Consider the following 21585-nt stretch of genomic DNA (forward strand, 5'->3'; position numbering starts at 1 on the left):
CCACCAATCGTCGTGCCCCGTTGTGACGCCGAACACAAAATCACGATTCCGTGCAAAGTTATGCTGGCATTTTTGAGAAGAGTTTCCGATATTCATCCATACCGAAAACATCGCCCGCCAGCGTGAAGCCACGATGCTGCCGACGCACGCGCCCGCGTGGTCCCGCGTCGGAAGCGTGCGGTTCGGGTGGACATGCTGACGAATGACTGAAAATTCACTTTGGCAACCGAGCGATATAATGAACGCAGAAACCGGGAGCGAACCGGAGTCTCCCAAGAAGCGTGGGCGCATTCCGCAGTCGGCGTGGCCCCAAATTCTTGAACGCTACCGCAGCGGTGCAACGCTTTCGGCCATCGCGCGCGAATTCGAATGCACGCCCAGCGCCATCTCCTACATCATCAAGAAGGCGGAGGCCGCAAGCGGCCAGGGCGACGCCGCCCAGGGTGATGACGACCAGGGCGATGCGCAGGCGGACGACGCTCAGTCTTCCGCAGCGGCCGCACCGGCCGAGGAGACGTCCGCACCGGTGACCGCGGCTCCGGCCTCCCCGGCGGCCGAACCCGCTCCCGCCGCTCCCGCGGAAGCCGAAGCTCCCGCAGAGCCGCGCCGCGCCGGCCGCACGGTCCGCGGCACGCTGACCCGTGCCCCACGGACGGAACCGGCGGCCGATCCGGCTCCGGTCGAGACGCCTGCCGCTTCTCCGGCTCCGGCCCCGGCGGCGACCCCCGCTCCGGCGGCGCCGGCGCAGACGGAAACGCTGCGCCTGAACCGTCAGGAACCCGCACCGGCTCCGGCTCCCGCAGCGGCTCCTGCGGCGGCTCCGGTCACGGCGGCCCCGGCGACGACGGATGCTCCGCGGACGGCAGGACAGCCGACCCCGCCGGTGGATGCGGTCGAAGGCCGCCTGCGCGACACCGCCAAGGCCTGCATCTCCGCCTATCGCGGCTGGCGTCAGCAGCCGAGCGAGGCGACCATCCAGTCGCTGTCCGACAGCGTGCACGAGCTGCGCAAGGCCCTGGCCCGCGTGGAGATCGACATGTCGGCCAGCCGGCGCGAGGAACAGGCGATTCGCCCGATCCCGATCCCGGCGCACCGGGCATCGCGTCGCCCGAACTGACCGGATTTTGAAAAGCGGGTCGCAAGGCCCTCTTTGCCGAGTCCTCGTTGAATGCCGCGTTTCAAAAAACCTCCGTCCCATCCTTTGGGGCGGAGGTTTTCTGTTGGAGCAAAAATCAACGAAAAGGGGCTTGACGCCCACCCGATCGAAAGGCTAATCCTCTGCGCCCCGATGGAAGGGTGGCCGAGTGGTTAAAGGCAGCAGACTGTAAATCTGCCCGCGTACGCGTACGCTGGTTCGAATCCAGCCCCTTCCACCATCGCACCATGGCGTGCGCCGCAGCAGACCTCCGAAGCAGACGGCCCACAGCAGACGGCAATGTCATGGCGGAGGCGCGATAGGCTCCCGAATTCTCAATTCCCGACTTTTGAAAAGCCTGTCCCGTGCCGCTACAGCGGCAGCAGGTCTGCCGGCGTGACGCGCGGAAAACGCAGCGTGAAGGCGGTTCCCGCCCCCGGTGCGCTGTCCAGCCGCAGCCGTCCGCGCAAGCTGCGCGTGACCAGCGTGTAGACGATGTTCAGCCCGAGCCCGCTGCCGCCGCGGTCGCGGCTGGTGGTGAAGAAGGGCTCGAAGACCCGGCCATGATATTCGGTCGGAATGCCCCGGCCGTCGTCGGCATAGACCAGTTCCACCTCCCCATCCGACAGAGTGACCGTCACTGTCAGCCTGCCGCGCACGCCCGGATCGTAGCCGTGCAGGATGGAATTGATGACGAAGTTGGTCAGGATCTGGCTGATGACACCGGGATAGCTGTCCAGCATCAGGTCTTCCGGGCAATGGACGGCGATGGCGTGTCCGCTGCGGCGGATGCGCATTCCCAGGCTGCGCAGGACCTCGTGGATATAGTGGTTCAGTTCGAAGACGCGGCGTTCCTCGCTGGCCTGGTCGACCGCGATCTGCTTGAAACTCTGGATCAGGCGGGTGGCGCGTTCGACATTCAGCAGCATCAGCTGCGTCGCTTCGTCGGCGATGTCGATGAATTCGGCGAAGTCGCCGCGCCGCAGCGAGCCGGCCTCGAACAGGCGGCGCAGGCCCCGCGTCTTTTCCGCCAGCAGCGAGGCCCCGGTCAGGGCGATGCCCACCGGCGTGTTGATCTCGTGCGTCACGCCGGCCACGAGGGAGCCGAGTGCGGCCATTTTCTCCGCCTGGATCAACTGGACCTGCGCCTCCTTCAAATCCTGAAGGGCGCGTTCGGCCTCCTCCTTCGCGGCGCGGACCGCTTCCGCCGCGCGGACGCTCTCGGTCACGTCGGTGTGGGAGCCGACGATGCGGAACGTCCGGCCGTCGCCGCCCGCAACGGCCAATGCGCGGGTCTCCAGGAAGACCGTCGCGCCGGACCGGTGGCGGAAACGCTGCAGCAACCGGCTTTCCGACCGCCGGCCGGACGCCAGTTCCTCCACCATCTCCAGCGCCTCGGCGCGGTCATCGGGGTGGATCAGCTCCTCCCAGCGGCGGCGGCTGTTCTCCATCTCCGTCTCGGCATATCCCAACAGGCCCCACCATTGCGGAGAGAACCACACCTCCCCCGTGCGCAGGTCCCATTGCGAGATGCCCTCCCGCGCGGCGCGGATCGCCAGTTCGAACAGTTCGCGGCTGGCGGCCAGTTCCCGTTCGGAATGCTTGCGCTGGGTGATGTCGGTGTAGGTGGTGACGAATCCGCCGTCCGGCAGCGGCAGGGTCACCGTCTCGATGACCACGCCGTCGGGCCGCACCCGCTCATTGTAGAAGGGCCAGGACGCGTTGCGGATATAGTCCAGCCGCTGCGCCACCAGATCGTCCACGTCGCCGCGGCCATAGCCCCCCTGCTCCGCGATGTGGCGCACCACGGTCTCGTAGGGCTGGGCATAGCGCGGGAAATCCGGGTCGATGAAAAGCAGTTCCAGCACGCGCCGGTTCCACGCGACCAGCCGCAGGTCGCGGTCGAAGGCCATCACGCCCTGGCTGAGACAATCGAGGACCAGGCTGGTCTTCGCCCAGGGTTCCCGCTCCGATGGGATTTCAGCCGGTCCGGCAGTCTCGATGGCCGTCAGCAGGGTTTCGCCGGGAGCGCCCGCACCCAGCGCCAGCGTGACCGCGGTTCCATCGGGGAACGCCCGCGTCACGGCATGGCCGCGGCGCAGGTCGTCGATCCCGGACGGCCCGAGAAGCCCGGCGAGAAGCGCGTCGAGCGTCGCATGGAACGGTGCATCGGACGTTCCTGCGGAAGGCACGGCGAACAGGGCCGCAAAGGCGGCATTGGCCCAGACCAGACGTTCGTCGGCGTCGAAGCGGGCGAACCCGGTTTCCCCCATGCGCGTGCTTTCTCCCACCGCCGATCGGGCCTGTTTGCGACGACCGTCACGCCGGCCGGCGGGCAAATGCCGCCGGCCGGACACGCGGTGCGGATCGCGGCCCCATTCTTGTCTCTTGACGGTTGCCGGGCAAGGGCCATCACGCAGCCGTACCCGACGGACGCCGCCGGTGAACCCCTTGATTTTACGTCCGCCCGACGCCTAATCCTGCGCCTGACAGTGAAGCGTAACAGGCAAACCGTTGGCCGGGAAAGGATTTGCACGATGTCGGACATCGCGGCCTATGGCAGCCTGTTCCTTGTGGCGCTGGCGGCCGCGACGATTTTTCCCGCCCAGTCGGAGCTTCTGTTGGCCGGGCTGCATAGTTCGGGCAACTATCACGACGGACTCCTGATTCTGGCGGCGACCACGGGGAACGTGGCGGGATCGACGGTCAACTGGGCTCTCGGCCGCTATCTGATGCATTTCCAGGACCGCCGCTGGTTTCCGGTGTCGCGCCGTCTGGTGGAGCGGGCCACCGGATGGTACCAGCGCTTCGGCGTCTGGTCGCTTCTGCTGGCCTGGGTTCCCTTCATCGGCGATCCGCTGACCCTGGTCGCCGGCATCCTGCGTGTCGACCTGCGCCTGTTCCTGCTGCTGGTGACGCTGGGCAAGCTTGGACGGTACGTTGCACTGATAGTCGCTCTCTGATACAGTATAGTATTAGCATTGTATGTCACGCCTCCATAACAGGCGCAATAATGGGCTTGTCGGCGACAGCGGCTGCACAGTATTAACGGAACCCGGACCGCGGATCCTTCGAACCGGCGGAAAGCCTCAGAAAAATGGGGGCTTTTCAAAATATCGGTGCAGTTTGACAGAGGTCAAACGCGCCGCACTGGTGGTCGACTATGCTCCGCGCCAACGTGGAATCGGGAATCAGGCGCATCGACATGCCAGACGGAAGCATCGTTCAGCAGGGATCAGCCCAACCAGCCAAGGTTCCGCTGTACGAAAGCCACAAGACGATTCACCCGAAATCGGTCAAGGGCCTATATCGCCGCCTGAAAACCGCGACCTTCTCCGTTCTTCTGGTGCTGTTCTTCATCGCCCCCTGGATCCGGTGGGAACGCGGACCCGAAGCCCCGGCACAGGCGGTCCTGTTCGACCTGACTGCGCCGCGTTTCTTCCTGTTCTGGATCGAGATCTGGCCGCAGGAGATCTATTACCTCACCGGCATCCTGATCGTGGCGGCGCTGGGGCTGTTCCTGACGACGGCGCTGGCCGGGCGGGTGTGGTGCGGCTTCGCCTGTCCGCATACGGTCTGGACCGACCTGTTCGTCTGGATCGAGCGCGTCTTCGAAGGTGACCGGGCGGAACGCATCCGCATGGAAAAGCAGCCCTGGACCATGCGCAAAATCCTGCGCAAGGCGGGCAAGCATGCGGGCTGGTTGGCGCTCAGCCTCGTCACCGGTTTCGGCTTCCTCGCCTACTTCACCGACGCCCCGACCCTGCTGCACGATCTGGCCACCTTCCAGGCCAGCTACGAGGCGACGTCCTTCTTCGGCATCTTCGTCGGCATGACCTACGTCATGGCCGGCTGGACGCGCGAGCAGATGTGCATGTACATGTGCCCGTGGCCGCGCATCCAGACCGCGATGCTGGACGAACATTCGCTGGTCGTCACCTATCAGGCCGACCGTGGCGACAACCGCGGTCCCAAGCGCAAGTCGCAGAGCTGGGACGAGCGGCGCACCCAGGGCTTCGGCGACTGCATCGACTGCGGCCAATGCGTCCAGGTCTGCCCGATGGGGATCGACGTGCGCACCGGCGAACAGGCCGACTGCATCAATTGCGGCCTGTGCGTCGACGCCTGCGACACCATCATGATCCAGCAGGGACTGCCCACCCGCCTGATCGCCTTCGACTCGCTGGCAGCCCAGGATACCCGCGCGTCCGGCAAGTCCTATCAATGGCGGCTGATCCGTCCGCGCGTGATCGTCTATGCCTTGCTGATGCTGGTCATCGGCGGCGCCATGGCCTGGAGCTTTGCGCTGCGCCCCAGCCTGAACATCACCGTCCTGCGCGACCGCGCGCCGCTGTTCGTGACGCTGTCGGATGGGTCGATCCGCAATGCCTACACCTTCAAGGTCGCCAACAAGACCCGCCAGAACCGCTCCTACACCCTCAGCGTCGCCGGCCTGTCCGCCGCCGACATCAAGGTGATCGGCGAAGCGGAGCCGGAGACCGCCGCCCACACCGCCACCATCTCGGCGGAGCCGGACAGCGTCGCCACCTACCGCGTCTATGTGACGGCCCCCCGCGGGGAAGTGACCGCCAGCTCGCTGCCGCTGACCTTCCAGCTGTCCGACACCGTGACCGCGGAAAGGAACAGCCGCGACAGTGTGTTCATGGGGCCGGCGAACCAGTAATCCTCCACAGTTTCCCTCATCGGCGTGGAATCGAAAGGCAGTGGCCGGCGGAACGGCCTACTGCCTTTCGCATTTCTGCGCAAAGGGGGGGCACCCGCATGGGCAGTTTGCGCAAGCCGAACCGCCACTCACCTGACTTACCGAACGAGGGCCGGGCAATCGGGAAACCGTGCCCGCCTGCCGGCAGCGAGGTGAACAGGCCATGCTTTTCGATTTCGAACCGTCGGGGATCAACGACACCTACCTGCGCCTGACGCGGTGCGGCGTGTCCAGCATCGTCGCCCCGGCGGGTGCCTGGAACGGCCTTCTGCGGGTCAATTACATCGTCGCCGGCGGACCCGGCGGCGGCGAACCCCACTTGATCTTCCGCAGCCTCGACGTCGGCTGGGACGACGGCCGTTTCTGCTGGAAGGGACGTGCCGCGCCGGTGATGACCAGTTCGGCCATGGTGGACATCCTGCTGGAACGCGGGCTGGTGACCGAGGCGGAGGCGGAACGGCTGCTGTTCGGCATCAACACCCCGACGGCCGGCGCATCCTCCGACGAGGCGCTGATGATCCGCGCCCTGCTCGCCGGCTGCAGTTTCACCCCCGTCTACGAGTCGCAGCCGCTGGGCACCGAACCGCCGGCCGTGGTTGGATTCGCCATGCGCACGCTGTCCGATCCCGGCGCCTACATGCTGGACGCCCGCGACGGGCTGCCGGTTCTGGACGGCGACGCGCGCGACGCGCTGCGGCGGCTGGTGGGCGTGGCGATGTGATTCCCTTCCTTCCTTGGCCCTCCTTCCTTGCCCCTCATTCTTTGGTCGAAGACGGGGGCGAAACAGGCGAAAACCCCGCCTTACGGCCTACCGTCTAGACTTTCGGGCGATAGAAACTGTCACAGTGCCGCGACATTCTTACCGCAACCGCTCACAGGAGCCTGACGCTACCCCATCGATCCGCCAATCCCGACATCCCGTGCGAGAAAGCTGACCAGCCATGAACGCCAGACTGTCCCATCGCTGCACCGCCCTGATCGACCGCGCCCGCGCAGCCTGGCTCAGCCAGCCACTGGCCCGCAAACTGAGTGCCCGCAAGACGGCCGGTCGCCGCCGGATCACGATGGAACTGCTGGATCTGGAGCTTTACCGGATCGATATCGGCGGCTGAAAGGGCGGCTGGGAGAGGCCCACCCCAGCCTCTCCCCGACACCTCACTTCAGCAAATGCTCATACCGCGCGTCGGTCAGCGTCTTCATGAAGGCGACCAGCGCCTTGACGCGGCGGGTATCCAGCGCCGGACCCGATTCCAGTTCCTTTTTCGACAGGTTCGCCCCCACTTCGGGCGGACCCCAGGGCTTTCCCGTCTCCGGATTGATCGCCGCCTTGTCCGTGCGGTTGTTGTAGTGGTCGTAGAAGCGGACCACCGTTTCCAGCTCCTTGAAGACGCCGTTGTGCATATAGGGGCCGGTCACGGCCACGTTGCGCAGGCTCGGGGTCTTGAACTTGCCCTCGAAGGCCGGTTTGGCGGCCGCGGGGTTGTCGCGCAGGCCACGGTCGGCGAAGGTCGCCGGCTTGCCCGACGCCTCGCGCAGGGCCGGGTTCGCCGGCACACCGATGTTGTGATGTTCGTAGTTGGTGAACATCTCCCCGGCTGCGGCCGGCATCGGCTTCAGCTTGTGGCACTGGTTGCAGTTGGTGAACTGGGTGGAGAAGAACAGGGTCATGCCCAAATCCTCCTCCGCCGTCATCTTGTATTCGCCGCGCAGATGGCGGTCGTATTTCGAATCGAAGGGCGCGAAGCGGTCGGTCTTCTCGAAGGCGGCGAGGCTGTCGCTCATCGCGTCGTAGGCGCGCTCCGCATCGTCGAGCACACCGGCGCCATAGAGCGCCACGAAAGCGCGGACATAATCGGGATTCTCGGCCAGCCTTTCGCGCGCCTGCTCCTTGGAGGCCAATCCCATCTCCGCCGGGTTCAGCGGCGGGCCGCCGGCCTGATCCTTCAGGGTCGCGGCGCGGCCGTCCCAGAACTGCCCACCGATGGCCTTGCCGTCGGCGGTGATGTGGAAGGCGGGCGTGAAGGCCGCATAGCTCGCCGTCGGTGCGTTGCGGTCGCCGACCGACTTTCCGTTGTCGCCGACCGATGCCGCCCCGCCCGCGCCGCCGGTGCGCGGATCGGCGAAGCCGAAGTCGGGATTGTGGCAATCGGCACAGGCCTGGGTGCGGTTGGCCGACAAATTGTGGTCGGAAAACAGCGCCTCCCCCAGCTTTTCCTTCGTCGACAGATCCGCCGCGAGCGTGGACCCGCCCCCGGCGATTCCGGCCGACATAAGCACCAGCGCGAGCGCGCGGCGAGGCAGGGAAAGGGTATTGGCGGACATGACGACGCTCCTGGCAACGGCTGGCCGCGGGGAATACCCCGGCGACCGGCGCCAAACTGAGCGTCAAAGGTTAAGCGAGAGTGAGAATTGTTATCAATACGGCTGCGCAAAGGCAGGGTGGGGCGAATGGTCGCTGCTTCACCCCTCCGTTGGCTCCCATAGGCGCTGAAATACAGGTTTGATTGCCGCCGTAAGCCGAGCCCATCCCTCATCGAACGTCATCCCCGCGAAGGCGGGGATCCAGTGTTTCCTAAGCAGAACCAACGGGTAAGCCTGGATCCCCGCCTTCGCGGGGATGACGCCCAAAGAGGTGCTGGTCACGTTGGGAAATGAGGAAAGTCCTGCAAGTTAGCGCCTATGCCGTCGGATCCCCCGCTCCCGCCGGACCTATCTCGCCCCCGCCCCGTCCGTCAGCAGACGGCGGATGGCATTGACCAGCGGCTTCATGTGGAAGGTCGATTCCGGGGACACCGCGACGGTTCCGCCCGCCGCCTCCACCGCCTCGGCCACCACCGGGCCGACGGCGGCGATCCGGGTCCTGGCGAAGCCCTGGCGGAACTCGTCGGCAAGGCCGCAGGCCTCCGCCACCTCGTGCAGGCGTCGGACCTGGGGCGAGGCGGTGAAGGCGACGAAGTCGATCCGCCCGGCCGCCATGTCGCGGATGGCGGTCTGCACCGCTCCGGTCTCGGAATCATTGGCATAGCGGTAGGGCGTGACCGCCACCGGCATGCCGCCGCGCGCCCGCACAGCTTCCAGCAGGGGTTCGTTGGGGTTGTCGGGGTAGAGCTGGATGCCGACGCGGTGACCGTCCAGCTCCTGTTCCGACAGCATGGCGATGACGCCGTCCGTGGTCGGCGTGGGGGCGGATTTGAACGGGCTGCAGCCGATCTCCCGCAAAGCCTTGACCGGTTTCGGCCCACGGACGAAGACACGCGCCCGGCCGATGGCGGCGACCACGTCGGCCTCGCGCTCCATGGCGCGGGCGACCGTCATCAGCCGCCGCAGCCCTTCGCCGGTCAGCAGCACGATGTCGTCGAAGCCCTCGGTCAGCAGCCGCTCCAGCCAGTCACGGGCCGGCGCCGGGTCGTCGAGATCGAGGATCTTGACCATCGGGCAGCGGATGGTCTCGGCCCCATGCTGTTCCATCATGCCGGCGAACAGGTCGAGATCCCGGCTCTCCGGCACCAGAATCCGCTTTCCCGCCAGATCTCCGCCCTGTTCGGCCATGGTCCCGTCCCCGTGTTCGTCCGTGTGTGGTGGCGGACAGACTAACAGCAGGCGGCGCGGGCGGTCACGCGGGTTGGACCGTCACGGCCACCACCACTGCCGGCGCCGCGCCTATCCCCGCCGGCAATGCAGCAGGCTGAACAGCCCGAAGGGCGGCAGGGTGCGGATGCTTTCCACCGCCAGCCGCGATCCGGTCATCATCGCGTCCAGGGTGAAATCGGGCCGCCAACCCAGCTTCTTCGACAAGGGCGACAGCCAGCCCTCCACCGCGCGGCGGACGCCGGGACTGGGGGCGGCAAAGTGGTTGACGATCACGATATCGCCGCCCGGTTTGCAGACGCGCTCCAGCTCCGCCATCGTGCCCTGGGGATCGGGGACGACGGTCATGACATACATGGCGACCACCACGTCGAAGCTGCCGTCGGCAAAGGCCAGCTTTCCGGCATCCATCTCCAGCAACCCTTCGACATGGTCGAGTTTCTCGCGCTCCACCCGCTCCTGCGCGACCTTCAGCATGTCGGTGGACAGGTCGATGCCGACGACGCGGTTGTCCTTGCGGTAATCGGACAGCGACAGGCCGGTGCCGACGCCGACCTCCAGGATCCGCAGGTTCCCGCGGCGGTTCAGCCACTCCACCGCCGCGTGCCGGCCGGACGCCAGAAGCACCCCGAACACCTTGTCGTAAAATCCCGCATAGCGGCGGTAGGCGGCGCGAATGGAGTCGGCGTCCATGATCCTGTTTCCCCTCTCTCGATCCCGATTCCGGGCCCTGTTCAAAGGTCAAGCCCAAGCCGTCAGGGGCGCACCATAGCCGTCTTTGGGTCTTCATGAAAGTGACGCAAACAACAGGATCGGCACAATGTCGCTATCTGATAGCCCATTCATTTGGCATATCCATTTGGTCGATTGTCTTTGCTGTTTTTGATTGATCGTTCATTCAAAGAAGATCGGCCGTTTGCTCGAAGGCAATTTTCCTGCTCCCAGCGTTCCTGCCGGACGGGAAACGGCGCTGGATGGCATCGCCTCCGCGATTCCATGGACGGAGGATGGCCGCCATCGTCTCCACCCGTCCGCCGCGGCGGCGCTCCCCTGTAGTGGACCGCGAAGGGCTGGCGTCGTCGGCGAGCAGAAGCGAAAAGCAGCGCAAGCAAGAGCAGAGCATCTCTGCAAATCGACTCAAATACCCAAAAGTCGAAGCTGCCTGCGTGCCACATCCCCATGCGACACCGTAGCGCGGTCCATCGGTAAGAAATCCATTCAATATTCAGGCAATGATTTCCCGAACGACACCCTGCACGACAAGGCGACTGCAATACGCCGAAAGGTGGTGGTCAATGACCAGATCTTCTCTTTCCATCCGCGCGAAGCTGCTGATGCTGGTGGCAACTGCCAGCCTCGCCTGTATGGCGATCGCGGGCGCCGGGCTTTATCTCAGCTACAACCGCATGTATCAGGACCGCGTGGAAGCCCTGCGCTTCATGGTCGAGGCCGGACACAGCATGGCGGCCCGGTTCGAAAACGAGGTCGCGGCCGGACGCCTGACCCGCGACGAGGCACAGGCCCGCTTCAAGGATGCCTTCCTCGCCATCCGCTACAGCGGGGACGAGTATCTGTTCGCCCACACCTACGACAATGTCGGCTTCGCCCATGTCAACAAGGCATTGATGGGCAAGGATGTCTCCGGCATCAAGGACGCGGCCGGGGTGCCGGTCATCCCGGCGCTGATCGGCATCGTCAGGACCAAGGGCGAAGGCACCTACGCCTATGATTGGCCGCGCACGGTCGGCGGCAGCGAAACAGCGGTGAAGCTCGCCTATGTGAAGGGGTTCGAGCCCTGGCGGATCTTCATCGGCACCGGCGTCTTCATCGACGATCTGTGGACCGAGTTCCTGTCGCAGCTCTGGACCCTGCTCAGCGTCATCGCGGGCCTCGCCCTGCCGGCCATCGTCCTGCTGGCGCTGGTCGGGCACAACATCAGCGCCACCATCCGCTCGCTGGCCGACCGCATGCGGGCAATGGCCGATGGCGACCTGACTGTCACCTTCCCCGAAACCCGCCGCGGCGACGAGCTTGGCGACATGAGCCGCGCCACGCAGGTGTTCAAGGAGAACGCGCTGGCCAAGCAGCGGCTCGAGTCCGAACAGGCCGAACAGGCCCGCCGGGCCGAGGCGGACAAGCAGCGCGCCATCGCCGAACTGGCCGACCGCTTCGAACAGGCGGTGGGCGGCGTCATCCATGCGGTGGTCGAGCAGGCCGCCGGAATGGAAAGCCGCGCCAGCGCGGTGACCCAGGCGGCGGACCAGACCGGCCGGCTCGCCAGCGACGTCGCCGTGACGACGGAACAGACCTCCGCCAATGTCCAGACCGTTGCCGCCGCGACGGAGGAGCTGACGAGCTCCATCGGCGAGATCAGCCGGCAGGTCGGCCAGTCCTCGGAGATCGCCCGCGAGGCGGTCGGCATCGCCGAACGCGCCAACGGCAAGGTCGACGGGCTGGCGCAGGCCGTGCAACGGATCGGCGCGGTGGTGGAACTGATCAACTCCATCGCCAGCCAGACCAACCTGCTGGCGCTCAACGCCACCATCGAGGCCGCCCGCGCCGGGGATGCCGGCAAGGGCTTCGCCGTCGTGGCGCAGGAGGTCAAGGCGCTCGCCACCCAGACGGCGAAGGCGACAGAGGACATCGCGGTCCAGGTGGCCGACATCCAGTCGATGACCGGCGATGCGGTGGGAGAGTTGCAGGAGGTGGTCAGGGTCATCGGCCACATCAACGAGGTCGCCACCTCCATCGCGTCGGCCGTCGAGGAGCAGGGGGCCGCGACCCGCGAAATCAGCCGCAACATCCAGCAGGCCGCCCAGGGCACGCAGACCGTTTCCGACAGCATCGGCGGTGTCAACCAGGCCGCCAGCCAGAGCGGCAAGGTCGCATACGAAGTCCTGACCTCCGTCCGCCAGCTGTCCAGCCACACCGATTCGCTGAGCCACGAGGTGGACCGTTTCCTCACCCAGGTCCGCGCCGGATGACGGCCGCTTCGGTCTAAAGCCCGCTTTAGCTTATTGACGTTGACTTCCCCCTGCGCCCGTGGCGAAATCCGTTGGCGCAGGGGATTGTCCATGTCCGAACGGGATCGGGTTTACGGCGTGACGGAACTGGCGGCGGAGTTCGATCTCACGCCGCAGGCATTGCGCTTTTACGAGGAAAAAGGGCTGCTGACACCGCAGCGGGCCGGCGGGCGCCGGGTGTTCACCTACCGCGACCGCGCGCGGCTGATCCTGATCCTGAAATTCCGGCGGGTGGGATTCTCGCTGGAGCAGATCGCCGACTATCTCGCCCACTACCGCTCGGGCCGGCCCAGTGCCGGGCAGTATCGCGACGGGCTGCGGAAGATCCGCGCCCGGCTGGCCGAGCTTGAACGGATGCAGTCCGAAATCGCCGAGGTGATCGTCGAGCTGAAGGCGATGGAGGCCGACGCCGAGCGGCGGCTCGCCACCTGCATGCCCGACGAAGAGCCGATGCAGACGATAACCGAATAGCAGACAAATGAACCGGGAGTGAAACGATGCTGCGTGGAATGATGATGAACGAGCCGCTGCTGGTGACGTCGATCCTGCGTCATGCGGCGCTCTACCACGCCGACACCGAGATCGTGTCGCGCACCACCGAGGGGCCGATCCACCGCTACACCTATGCCGACGCCTGGGTCCGCGCGCAAAAGCTGGCGAACGCGCTGGCGGCGCTGGGGATGCAGCCGGGCGACCGCATCGGCACGCTGGCCTGGAACGGCTATCGCCATCTGGAATGCTATTACGGCATCGGCGGCTCGGGCATGGTCTGCCACACCATCAACCCGCGCCTGTTCCCGGAACAGATCGCCTACATCGTCAACCACGCCGAAGACCGGCTGCTGTTCACCGACCTGACCTTCGTTCCGCTGCTGGAGGGCATCGCCCAGGAGCTGAGCGGGCTGAAGGGCATCGTCGTGATGACCGACCGGGCCAACATGCCGGAATCCACCCTGCCCGGCCTGATGTGCTACGAGGATCTGCTGGCCGACCAGCCCGGCAGCTTCGACTGGCCGGATCTCGACGAGAACACGGCCTGCGGCATGTGCTACACCTCCGGCACCACCGGCAACCCGAAGGGCGTGCTGTACAGCCACCGCTCCTCCTACCTGCACGCGATGGCCGCCTGTATGCCGGACGTGTTCGGCCTGTCGGCCTCGGACGTGGTCCTGCCGGTGGTGCCGATGTTCCACGTCAACGCCTGGGGCATACCCTATGCCGCGCCGATGGTCGGCGCCAAGCTGGTCTTCCCCGGCGGCAAGCTGGACGGCGCCAGCCTGTACGAGCTGTTCGAGGCCGAGACGGTCACCAACACCGCCGGCGTGCCGACGGTCTGGCTCGCCCTGCTGAACTGGCTGGACGCGAACAGGAAGACGCTGACCAGCATGCGCCGCATCGCCATCGGCGGCTCCGCCTGCCCGCCGGTGATGATCCAGCGCTTCCGCGAGATGGGGGTGGAGGTGCTGCATGCCTGGGGCATGACGGAAACCAGCCCGCTCGGCCTCGCCAACATGCCGAAGAGCAAGCATGCGGGGCTGAGCGCCGACGAAGCGCTGGCGCTGGCCGCGAAGCAGGGGCGGCCGATCTGCGGCGTGCGGTTCCGCGTCGTCGACGGCTCGGGCAACGACGTGGCACGCGACGGCACCAGCTTCGGCCGGCTGCTGGTGCGCGGCTCCACCGTCTGCTCCGGCTATTTCGGCGTGACGGAAAGCCCGGCGCACCAGATGGTTCCGGGCTGGTTCGAGACCGGCGACGTGGTGACGATGGACGCCGACGGCTATGTCCAGATCGTCGACCGCACCAAGGACGTCATCAAGTCCGGCGGCGAGTGGATCAGCTCCATCGACCTGGAGAACATCGCCGTCGGCCATCCGGGTGTGCAGGAGGCCGCCGCCGTCGCCGTTCCCGACGAGAAATGGGGCGAACGCCCGGTGCTGGTCGTGGTGCGCAAGCCCGACTCGGCCCTGACCCGCGAGGAGCTGCTGGCGGTCTTCGAGGGCAAGGTCGCGAAGTGGTGCATCCCCGACGACGTCCGTTTCGTCGACGGCCTGCCCCACACCGCCACCGGCAAGCTGCTGAAGAGCGAGATCCGCCACATGGTGACCGGCCCCGAGGGGGTGTGATCCAGAAAAATGGGCCGGACGGCATGAACCGTCCGGCCCAGTGTCCTCGCGGGAGTGGCAAGGACGACGCACCCGAGGGAGGAGCGCGCAACCAAGGTCAATCTACCGGCAGACGGTTGAGGCTACTTGTTCGTCTGCGTCACAATGTCTCGAATTCACGCCATCGAGGCTTTTTCAGCGATCGGACCGCACCCGCTCCACGGCGTCGCGCCAGCCGTCATAGAGGCGGTCGCGCTTGCCCTGTTCCATGCGCGGGTCGAAGCGGCGCTCGCTGCCCCAGGCGTCGGAAACCGACTCCAGCCCGTTGAACACGCCGACCCGCAGCGCCGCAAGGCAGGCGGCGCCCAGCGCCGTGGTCTCGATCACCTTCGGGCGCTCCACCGGCATGTTCAGCAGGTCGGCCAGGAATTGGCAGAGCCAGTCGTTGGCGGCCATGCCGCCGTCGACGCGCAGCGCATTGATGGTGCCGCCCCAATCGCCCGCCATCGCCTCCATCAGGTCGCGGGTCTGGTAGGCGACGGCCTCCAGCGCCGCGCGGGCGATGTGGGCCGGGCCGACGTCCAGCGTCATGCCGAAGATCGCGGCGCGGGCCTCCGAATCCCAGTGCGGCGCGCCCAAGCCCACGAAGGCCGGGACGAAATAGACGCCGTGGCTGTCGGGCACGCGGGTGGCCATGTCGTCGGTCTGGCTGGCGTGGGTGATGATGCCGATGCCGTCGCGCAGCCACTTGATCGCGGCTCCCGCCACGAAGATCGAGCCTTCCTGCGCATAGGCCGCCTTGCCGTTCAGACGGTAGGCGACCGTGGTCAGCAGCCGGTTCTTCGACACCACCGGCGTCTCGCCGGTGTTGATCAGCGCGAAGCAACCGGTGCCGTAGGTCGATTTCGCCATGCCCGGCGTCAGGCAGGCTTGTCCGAAAGCCGCCGCCTGCTGGTCGCCCGCCACGCCGGCGATGGGGATCGGCCGGCCGAGCAGCTCCGGATCGGTCTCACCGAAATCGTCGGAGCTGTCGAGCACCCGCGGCAGCATGGCGCGCGGCACACGGAACAGCCTCAGCAGCTCGTCGTCCCAATCCTGGGCATGGATGTCGAACAGCATGGTGCGCGAGGCGTTGGTCGCGTCGGTCGCATGCACCCGGCGGCCGGTCAGGTGGTAGATCAGGAAACTGTCGATGGTGCCGAAGCACAGCTCGCCCCGCTCGGCCCGCGCGCGGGCGCCCGGCACATGGTCGATAATCCAGGCGATCTTGGTGGCGGAGAAATAGGCGTCGATCAGCAGGCCGGTCTTGGAACGCACCAGTTCGGCATGGCCGTCGGCAACCAGATCGTGGCAGAGCGGCGCGGTGCGGCGGTCCTGCCAGACGATGGCGCGGTGGATCGGCTCGCCGGTCGCGCGGTCCCACACCACGGCGGTTTCGCGCTGGTTGGTGATGCCGATGGCGGCGATGGATGCCACATCGATTCCGGCATTCTCCACCGCCCCGCGCGCCACGGCGCGGACATCGCGCAGGATGTCGGACGGATCATGCTCGACCCAGCCGTCGCCGGGGTAATGCTGCGGAAACTCGCGCCGCGCCTCGGCCAGCGGCCTCCCCCGGCCGTCGAACAGGATCGCCCGCGACGAGGTGGTGCCCTGGTCGATGGCGAGGATGTGACCGGCCTTGCTCATGGTGCGTGTCCCCCAATTATCCAATTTTCGCGCGTCTCCCCCTCTCCCCCCGGGGAGAGGGGATATTCAGGAAAACAAGAATGGGGCGACGGCGTGCCGCCGCCCCAAGGTTCACTCCCGGCGCAACCAGGACGTCAGCCGGGAGGGAGAACCATGGACCGCACCCGTCGTTACTGGGCGCGGCCTTCCTTCCAGGCCTTCAGCAGGTCGTCATAGGCGATGGTCTGACCCTTGGGCTTCTCGTTGTCGAGCTTGGCCTTCGGGGCGCCGGGGGCGGCGAACCACTCCTTGGCGTCCTTCTTCGGGTTCAGCTTGGGCGCGCACTCGCCACCGATGTTGGCGCGCTCCATGCGGGCCAGCACCTGCTCCATCTGCTCGGCGAGATTGTCCATCGCCTGCTGCGGGGTGCGCTCACCCGTCACGGCTTCGGCGATGTTCTGCCACCACAGCGGGGCCAGCTTCGGATAGTCCGGCACGTTGGTGCCGGTCGGGGTCCAGGAAACGCGGGCCGGGCTGCGGTAGAACTCGACCAGACCGCCCAGCTTCGGAGCAACCTGGGTCATCGCCTCGGACCGGATGTCGCTGTCGCGGATCGGCGTCAGGCCGACCAGGGTCTTCTTCAGCGACGCGGTCTTCGACACGGTGAACTGGGCGTAGAGCCAGGCGGCCTTGCGACGCTCGGCCGGGGTGGACTTCAGCAGCGTCCAGGACCCGACGTCCTGGTAGCCGAGCTTCATGCCCTGCTCCCAGTAGGGCCCGCGCGGCGAGGGGGCCATGCGCCATTTCGGCGTGCCGTCGGCATTGACCACCGGCAGGCCCGCCTTGGTCATGTCGGCGGTGAAGGCGGTGTACCAGAAGATCTGCTGGGCGACCGCGCCCTGGGCCGGCACCGGGCCGGCTTCGGAGAAGGTCATGCCCGAGGCTTCCGGCGGGGCGTACTTCTTCAGCCAGTCGATGTATTTGGTCAGCGAATAGACGGCAGCCGGGCCGTTGGTATCGCCGCCGCGCGCGACCGAGGCGCCGGACGGACGGCAGCCCTCGACGCGGAGGCCCCACTCGTCCACCGGCTTGCCGTTCGGCAGGCCCTTGTCGCCGGCGCCGGCCATCGACAGCCACGCATCGGTGAAGCGCCAGCCGAGCGACGGATCCTTCTTGCCGTAATCCATGTGACCGTAGACGCGGACGCCGTCGATCTCCTTCACGTCGTTGGTGAAGAACTCGGCGATGTCCTCATAGGCCGACCAGTCGAGCGGGACGCCCAGATCGTAGCCGTACTTGGCCTTGAACTTCTCCTTCAGGTCGGGACGGGCGAACCAGTCGGCACGGAACCAGTAGAGGTTGGCGAACTGCTGGTCGGGCAGCTGGTAGAGCTTGCCGTCCGGGCCGGTGGTGAAGCTGGTGCCGATGAAATCCTTGAGATCCAGCGTCGGCAGGGTGACGTCCTTGCCCTCGCCCGTCATGAAGTCGGACAGGGCGACCGCCTGGCCGTAGCGGACATGGGTGCCGATCAGGTCGCTGTCGTTGACGTAGGCGTCATAGACGTTGCGCCCCGACTGCATCTGCGTCTGCAGCTTCTCGATGACGTCGCCTTCCTGGATCAGGTCGTGCTTCAGCTTGATGCCGGTCAGCTCGCTGAACAGTTTGGCCAGAGTCTTCGATTCATATTCGTGCGTGGTGATGGTTTCGGAGACGACGTTGATCTCCATGCCCTTGTAGGGCTCGGCCGCCTTCACGAACCATTCCAGCTCCTTCATCTGCTCGTCCTTGGACAGCGTGGAGGGCTGGAGTTCCTCGATGATGCGCTTGGCGACGGCTTCCTGTTCCGGCGTCATGGCGGCGGACGGCGCCGCCGACCCCATCGCCATCAGAACGCCGATGCCGCCGGCCATCACCGCGCCGGACAGACGGCGCCGCAGAGTCTGGTGCTGAAGCATGGTTCCTCCCACTTGATCGACTTGATGTCGGGTTGACGTTTCGTATTGCTCTTAACGGCGGGAACACCCGCTCTTCCCGTCATCTGCCGCCTTGGCGGCAGTGACGCATTCCGTTTCCCCTCCCTTAACCCTGCCATTGCCCCTTCCCCGACCCTCCCCCGCTGAAGCGGGAGCGGGAGCCTTGCGGAAGGGCGGCGGCAGTCCCCTCCACCGCCAGAGGCGGGGGAGGGTTAGGGAGGGGGCGATGTACTGTACCTCCTCCCTCAGCCGAACCGGATCACCAGTGCGATCCACGCGAGCGAGACCGCGAAGGCGCCCCACAGCGACATGTCGGTCGCAGCGAGCCAGCCCAGATGGATGAAGGCGCTGCTGAGCAGGCCGATGAACAGCCGGTCGCCGCGGGTGGTGCGCATCGGCAGGAAGCCCTTGGCCTCCACCGTCGGCGACATCACCTCCCACACCGTCATGCCGGCCAGCATCAAAGCGATGCAGAGGAAGAAGATCGCGGTCGGCGCGGTCCACGCCATCCATTCCATGTCCATGACGCGGGGCCTCCCTTAGACGCGACCCAGGGCGAAGCCCTTGGCGATGTAGTTGCGGACGAACCAGATCACCAGCGCGCCCGGCAGGATGGTCAGCACGCCGGCGGCGGCCAGCAATCCCCAGTCCATGCCAGACGCGCTGACGGTGCGGGTCATGGTGGCGGCGATCGGCTTGGCATCGACCGAGGTCAGCGTGCGGGCCAGCAGCAGCTCCACCCAGCTGAACATGAAGCAGAAGAAGGCGGTGACGCCGACCCCGGCCCGGATCATCGGCAGGAAGACCGTGCCGAAGAAGCGCGGGAAGCTGTAGCCGTCGATGTAGGCCATCTCGTCCATCTCGCGCGGCACGCCGGACATGAAGCCTTCCAGGATCCAGACCGCCAGCGGCACATTGAACAGGCAGTGGGCCAGCGCCACCGCGATGTGCGTGTCGAACAGCCCGACCGTCTGGTAGAGCTGGAAGAAGGGCAGCAGGAACACGGCCGGCGGCGCCATCTTGTTGGTCAGCAGCCAGAAGAAGACGTGCTTGTCGCCGATGAAGCGGTAGCGCGAGAAGGCATAGGCCGCCGGCAGAGCCACCGACAGCGAGATGATGGTGTTCAGCGTCACATAATAGATCGAGTTGATGTAGCCGCTGTACCAGCTGGGATCGGTGAAGATGACCGCGTAATTGCGCAGCGTCGGGTTGTGCGGATACAACGTCAGGCCCGACAGGATCTCCTCGTTCGTCTTGAAGGACATGTTGACCATCCAGTAGATGGGCAGCATGAGGAAGACGATGTAGCAGACCAGAATGATCGTTCTTTTCGATACCCCCGCCGAGGAACGGCGGATGTTGGCCGGCGCCGACAGCGAACCGGGAGCGAGAACCGCGGCCTTGCTCATTTCTTCTCTCCCTCGCCGGTGCGGGTGATGATGGTGTAGAAGATGAAGCTGAACAGCAGCACGATCAGGAAGTAGACGATGGAGAAGGCCGCGGCCTTGCCGATGTCGAACTGACCCACCGCCATCTGCGTCAGATACTGGCTGAGGAAGGTGGTGGAGTTGCCGGGACCGCCGCCGGTCAGCACGAAGGGCTCGGTGTAGATCATGAAGCTGTCCATGAAGCGCAGCAGAACCGCGATGATCAGGACGCCGCGCATCTTCGGCAGCTGGATGTAACGGAACACCGCCCATTTCGACGCGCCATCGATCTTGGCCGCCTGATAGAAGGCCGGCGGGATCGACTGCAGGCCGGCGTAGCACAGCAGCGCCACCAGGCTGGTCCAGTGCCAGACGTCCATGACCAGCACGGTCAGCCAGGCGTCCAGCGAGTTGTTGGTGTAGTTGTACTCGATGCCGATGGCGCGGAAGGTGGCGCCCAGCAGGCCGATGTCGCCGCGGCCGAAGATCTGCCAGATGGTGCCGACCACGTTGAACGGGATCAGCAGCGGCAGGGCCAGCAGCACCAGCGTCAGCGACGTCTTAGCGCTGCGACCGCCGGGCATGCCGAGCGCGATCAGGATGCCCAGCGGGATCTCGATTGCCAGCACCGCCAGCGAATAGACGATCTGGCGCACCAGCGCATCGTGCAGCCGCTCGTCGGCCAGCACCACTTCGAACCATTCGGTGCCGACGAAGAAGGTCTGGCCGGGGCCGAAGATCTCCTGCACCGAATAATTGACCACCGTCATCAGCGGGATCACCGCGCTGAAGGCGACGATCAGAAAGACCGGGATGATCAGGAACCAAGCCCGGTTGTCGTGGACCTTATCCATGGCTCTTGGCTCCTTAACCGACCAGATGGCTGTCGCGGTAGAGCTTGGTCCACCGGGTGGGGAAACGGATCGCGGCATCCAGCGCCGGGATCTCCTGCTCCTCGCTCAGCCGGGCCTTCAGCGTGTGGCTGCCCAGCCGGACCGTCGCCATCTTGGAGGTGCCGAGATCGTCCACACCGGTGACCTGCACCGGGATGGCGCCGGCACTCCCGCTGCGGGTCAGCTCCAGGAACTCCGGCCGGATGCCCAGCTCGAACTTGCCGCCAACCGTCGGAACGGCACGATCCGGCAGCGGGATGGCGATCCCATCGACCAGCGCATGGTCGTTGCCCAGCGTGCAGGGCATCAGGTTGATGCCGGGGCTGCCGATGAAATAGCCGACGAAGGTGTGCAGCGGATTCTCGAACAGCTCCTGCGGGGTGCCGAGCTGGACCATCGCGCCTTCGTACATCACCGCGACCTTGTCGGCGAAGGTCAGCGCCTCCACCTGATCGTGGGTCACATAGATCATGGTCAGGCGGTATTCCTCATGGATCTGGCGCAGCTTGCGGCGCAGGATCCATTTGGTGTGCGGGTCGATGACGGTCAGCGGCTCGTCGAACAGGATGGCCGCCACGTCCGAACGCACCAGACCACGGCCCATGGAGATCTTCTGCTTGGCGTCCGGCGTCAGGCGCTGGGCGCGCTTCTTCAGGTCGGCGGTCAGGTCCAGCGCCTCCGCCACCTGCCGCACCCGGCGGTCGACATCCGCCTCCGGAACCTTGCGGTTGCGCAGGGGGAAAGCGAGATTCTCGTACACCGTCATGGTGTCGTAGATGACCGGGAACTGGAACACCTGAGCGATGTTGCGCTCTTCCGGCGTGCAGCGGGTCACGTCCAGCCCGTCGAACAGCACCCGCCCCTCGCTGGGCACCAGCAGGCCGGAGATGATGTTCAGCAGCGTGGACTTGCCGCAGCCCGACGGCCCCAGCAGCGCATAGGCCTTGCCGTCCTCCCATTCCTGCGACAGGCGGCGCAGCGCGTAGTCCTCAGGCCTGGTCGGATGCGGGTGATAGGAGTGGCCGAGATTGTCGAATTGGATGGTCGCCATCG

The 21585-nt window shown here is 66.1% G+C and carries 18 protein-coding genes and 1 tRNA gene; 9 read left to right on the forward strand and 10 right to left on the reverse strand.

Annotation, left to right across the window (positions count from 1 at the left end; all coding sequences use genetic code 11):
• Nucleotides 1-238 precede the first annotated feature (238 nt).
• Both AZOLI_RS27870 and AZOLI_RS27875 read left to right on the forward strand, forming a co-directional pair.
• A complete protein-coding gene (locus tag AZOLI_RS27870) occupies nucleotides 239-1117 on the forward strand; it encodes a hypothetical protein (RefSeq protein WP_014249997.1) in 879 nt (292 codons plus the stop codon).
• 173 nt (nucleotides 1118-1290) lie between these two features.
• Nucleotides 1291-1376, forward strand: a tRNA-Tyr gene (locus AZOLI_RS27875).
• Nucleotides 1377-1506: 130 nt separating this feature from the next.
• Here the strand turns inward: AZOLI_RS27875 and AZOLI_RS27880 are convergent.
• The gene (locus AZOLI_RS27880; RefSeq protein ID WP_014249998.1) at nucleotides 1507-3408 is read right to left on the reverse strand and encodes a PAS-domain containing protein; all 1902 of its coding nucleotides are present in this window, start codon (nucleotides 3406-3408) and stop codon (nucleotides 1507-1509) included.
• A 264-nt stretch (nucleotides 3409-3672) separates the two neighbouring features.
• Here AZOLI_RS27880 and AZOLI_RS27885 point away from each other — a divergent pair, with 264 nt between their 5' ends.
• The 4 genes from AZOLI_RS27885 (at nucleotide 3673) to AZOLI_RS32805 (ending at nucleotide 6970) form a co-directional block, all read left to right on the forward strand.
• Nucleotides 3673-4098 (forward strand): YqaA family protein, encoded by a 426-nt coding sequence (locus tag AZOLI_RS27885; protein WP_014249999.1) that lies wholly within the window; start codon nucleotides 3673-3675, stop codon nucleotides 4096-4098.
• A 242-nt stretch (nucleotides 4099-4340) separates the two neighbouring features.
• Nucleotides 4341-5819, forward strand: a complete 1479-nt coding sequence (ccoG, locus tag AZOLI_RS27890) for a cytochrome c oxidase accessory protein CcoG (RefSeq protein WP_044553610.1) — start codon at nucleotides 4341-4343, stop codon at nucleotides 5817-5819.
• 202 nt (nucleotides 5820-6021) lie between these two features.
• On the forward strand, nucleotides 6022-6579 hold the full coding sequence (locus tag AZOLI_RS27895) for a hypothetical protein (protein ID WP_014250002.1): 558 nt from the start codon (nucleotides 6022-6024) through the stop codon (nucleotides 6577-6579).
• Between the two features lie 220 nt (nucleotides 6580-6799).
• Nucleotides 6800-6970 carry a hypothetical protein gene (locus AZOLI_RS32805; protein WP_014250003.1) on the forward strand — a complete coding sequence of 57 codons (171 nt, stop codon included), beginning with the start codon at nucleotides 6800-6802 and terminating at the stop codon, nucleotides 6968-6970.
• 43 nt (nucleotides 6971-7013) lie between these two features.
• On the opposite strand, the gene AZOLI_RS27900 is transcribed toward AZOLI_RS32805, so the two are convergent.
• The 3 genes from AZOLI_RS27900 to AZOLI_RS27910 all read right to left on the reverse strand — a co-directional run bounded on the left by AZOLI_RS27900 (nucleotide 7014) and on the right by AZOLI_RS27910 (nucleotide 10139).
• Entirely contained in the window at nucleotides 7014-8180 is a 1167-nt protein-coding gene (locus tag AZOLI_RS27900; protein WP_014250004.1) for a cytochrome-c peroxidase, read from the reverse strand.
• 387 nt (nucleotides 8181-8567) lie between these two features.
• Nucleotides 8568-9407, reverse strand: a complete 840-nt coding sequence (locus AZOLI_RS27905) for a uroporphyrinogen-III synthase (RefSeq protein WP_014250005.1) — start codon at nucleotides 9405-9407, stop codon at nucleotides 8568-8570.
• A gap of 111 nt (nucleotides 9408-9518) precedes the next feature.
• Nucleotides 9519-10139: a class I SAM-dependent methyltransferase gene (locus tag AZOLI_RS27910; protein ID WP_014250006.1), complete on the reverse strand. Its 621-nt coding sequence runs from the start codon at nucleotides 10137-10139 to the stop codon at nucleotides 9519-9521.
• Nucleotides 10140-10741: 602 nt separating this feature from the next.
• On the opposite strand from AZOLI_RS27910, the gene AZOLI_RS27915 reads away from it, so the two are divergent.
• From AZOLI_RS27915 to AZOLI_RS27925, 3 genes are all read left to right on the forward strand, one after another.
• Nucleotides 10742-12430, forward strand: a complete 1689-nt coding sequence (locus tag AZOLI_RS27915) for a methyl-accepting chemotaxis protein (protein WP_014250007.1) — start codon at nucleotides 10742-10744, stop codon at nucleotides 12428-12430.
• A 90-nt stretch (nucleotides 12431-12520) separates the two neighbouring features.
• The gene (locus AZOLI_RS27920; protein WP_014250008.1) at nucleotides 12521-12940 is read left to right on the forward strand and encodes a MerR family transcriptional regulator; all 420 of its coding nucleotides are present in this window, start codon (nucleotides 12521-12523) and stop codon (nucleotides 12938-12940) included.
• Nucleotides 12941-12966: 26 nt separating this feature from the next.
• Nucleotides 12967-14592 (forward strand): 3-(methylthio)propionyl-CoA ligase, encoded by a 1626-nt coding sequence (locus AZOLI_RS27925; RefSeq protein WP_014250009.1) that lies wholly within the window; start codon nucleotides 12967-12969, stop codon nucleotides 14590-14592.
• A gap of 174 nt (nucleotides 14593-14766) precedes the next feature.
• Here AZOLI_RS27925 and glpK read toward each other — a convergent pair whose 3' ends face one another.
• The 6 genes from glpK to AZOLI_RS27955 form a co-directional block, all read right to left on the reverse strand.
• The gene (gene glpK, locus AZOLI_RS27930) at nucleotides 14767-16260 is read right to left on the reverse strand and encodes a glycerol kinase GlpK (RefSeq protein WP_014250010.1); all 1494 of its coding nucleotides are present in this window, start codon (nucleotides 16258-16260) and stop codon (nucleotides 14767-14769) included.
• Between the two features lie 170 nt (nucleotides 16261-16430).
• On the reverse strand, nucleotides 16431-18194 hold the full coding sequence (locus AZOLI_RS27935) for an ABC transporter substrate-binding protein (RefSeq protein WP_014250011.1): 1764 nt from the start codon (nucleotides 18192-18194) through the stop codon (nucleotides 16431-16433).
• Between the two features lie 263 nt (nucleotides 18195-18457).
• Nucleotides 18458-18730, reverse strand: coding sequence for a DUF2160 domain-containing protein (locus AZOLI_RS27940; protein ID WP_044553616.1), 273 nt, complete (start codon nucleotides 18728-18730; stop codon nucleotides 18458-18460).
• Between the two features lie 21 nt (nucleotides 18731-18751).
• Nucleotides 18752-19504 (reverse strand): carbohydrate ABC transporter permease, encoded by a 753-nt coding sequence (locus AZOLI_RS27945; protein WP_044553618.1) that lies wholly within the window; start codon nucleotides 19502-19504, stop codon nucleotides 18752-18754.
• A 113-nt stretch (nucleotides 19505-19617) separates the two neighbouring features.
• Nucleotides 19618-20493: a carbohydrate ABC transporter permease gene (locus AZOLI_RS27950; protein WP_014250014.1), complete on the reverse strand. Its 876-nt coding sequence runs from the start codon at nucleotides 20491-20493 to the stop codon at nucleotides 19618-19620.
• Between the two features lie 13 nt (nucleotides 20494-20506).
• Nucleotides 20507-21583, reverse strand: a complete 1077-nt coding sequence (locus AZOLI_RS27955; protein ID WP_014250015.1) for an ABC transporter ATP-binding protein — start codon at nucleotides 21581-21583, stop codon at nucleotides 20507-20509.
• Between the last annotated feature and the right edge of the window lie 2 nt (nucleotides 21584-21585).

Origin of the sequence: Azospirillum lipoferum 4B, assembly GCF_000283655.1 — a bacterium.
GTDB classification, from domain to species: Bacteria; Pseudomonadota; Alphaproteobacteria; order Azospirillales; family Azospirillaceae; genus Azospirillum; species Azospirillum lipoferum_C.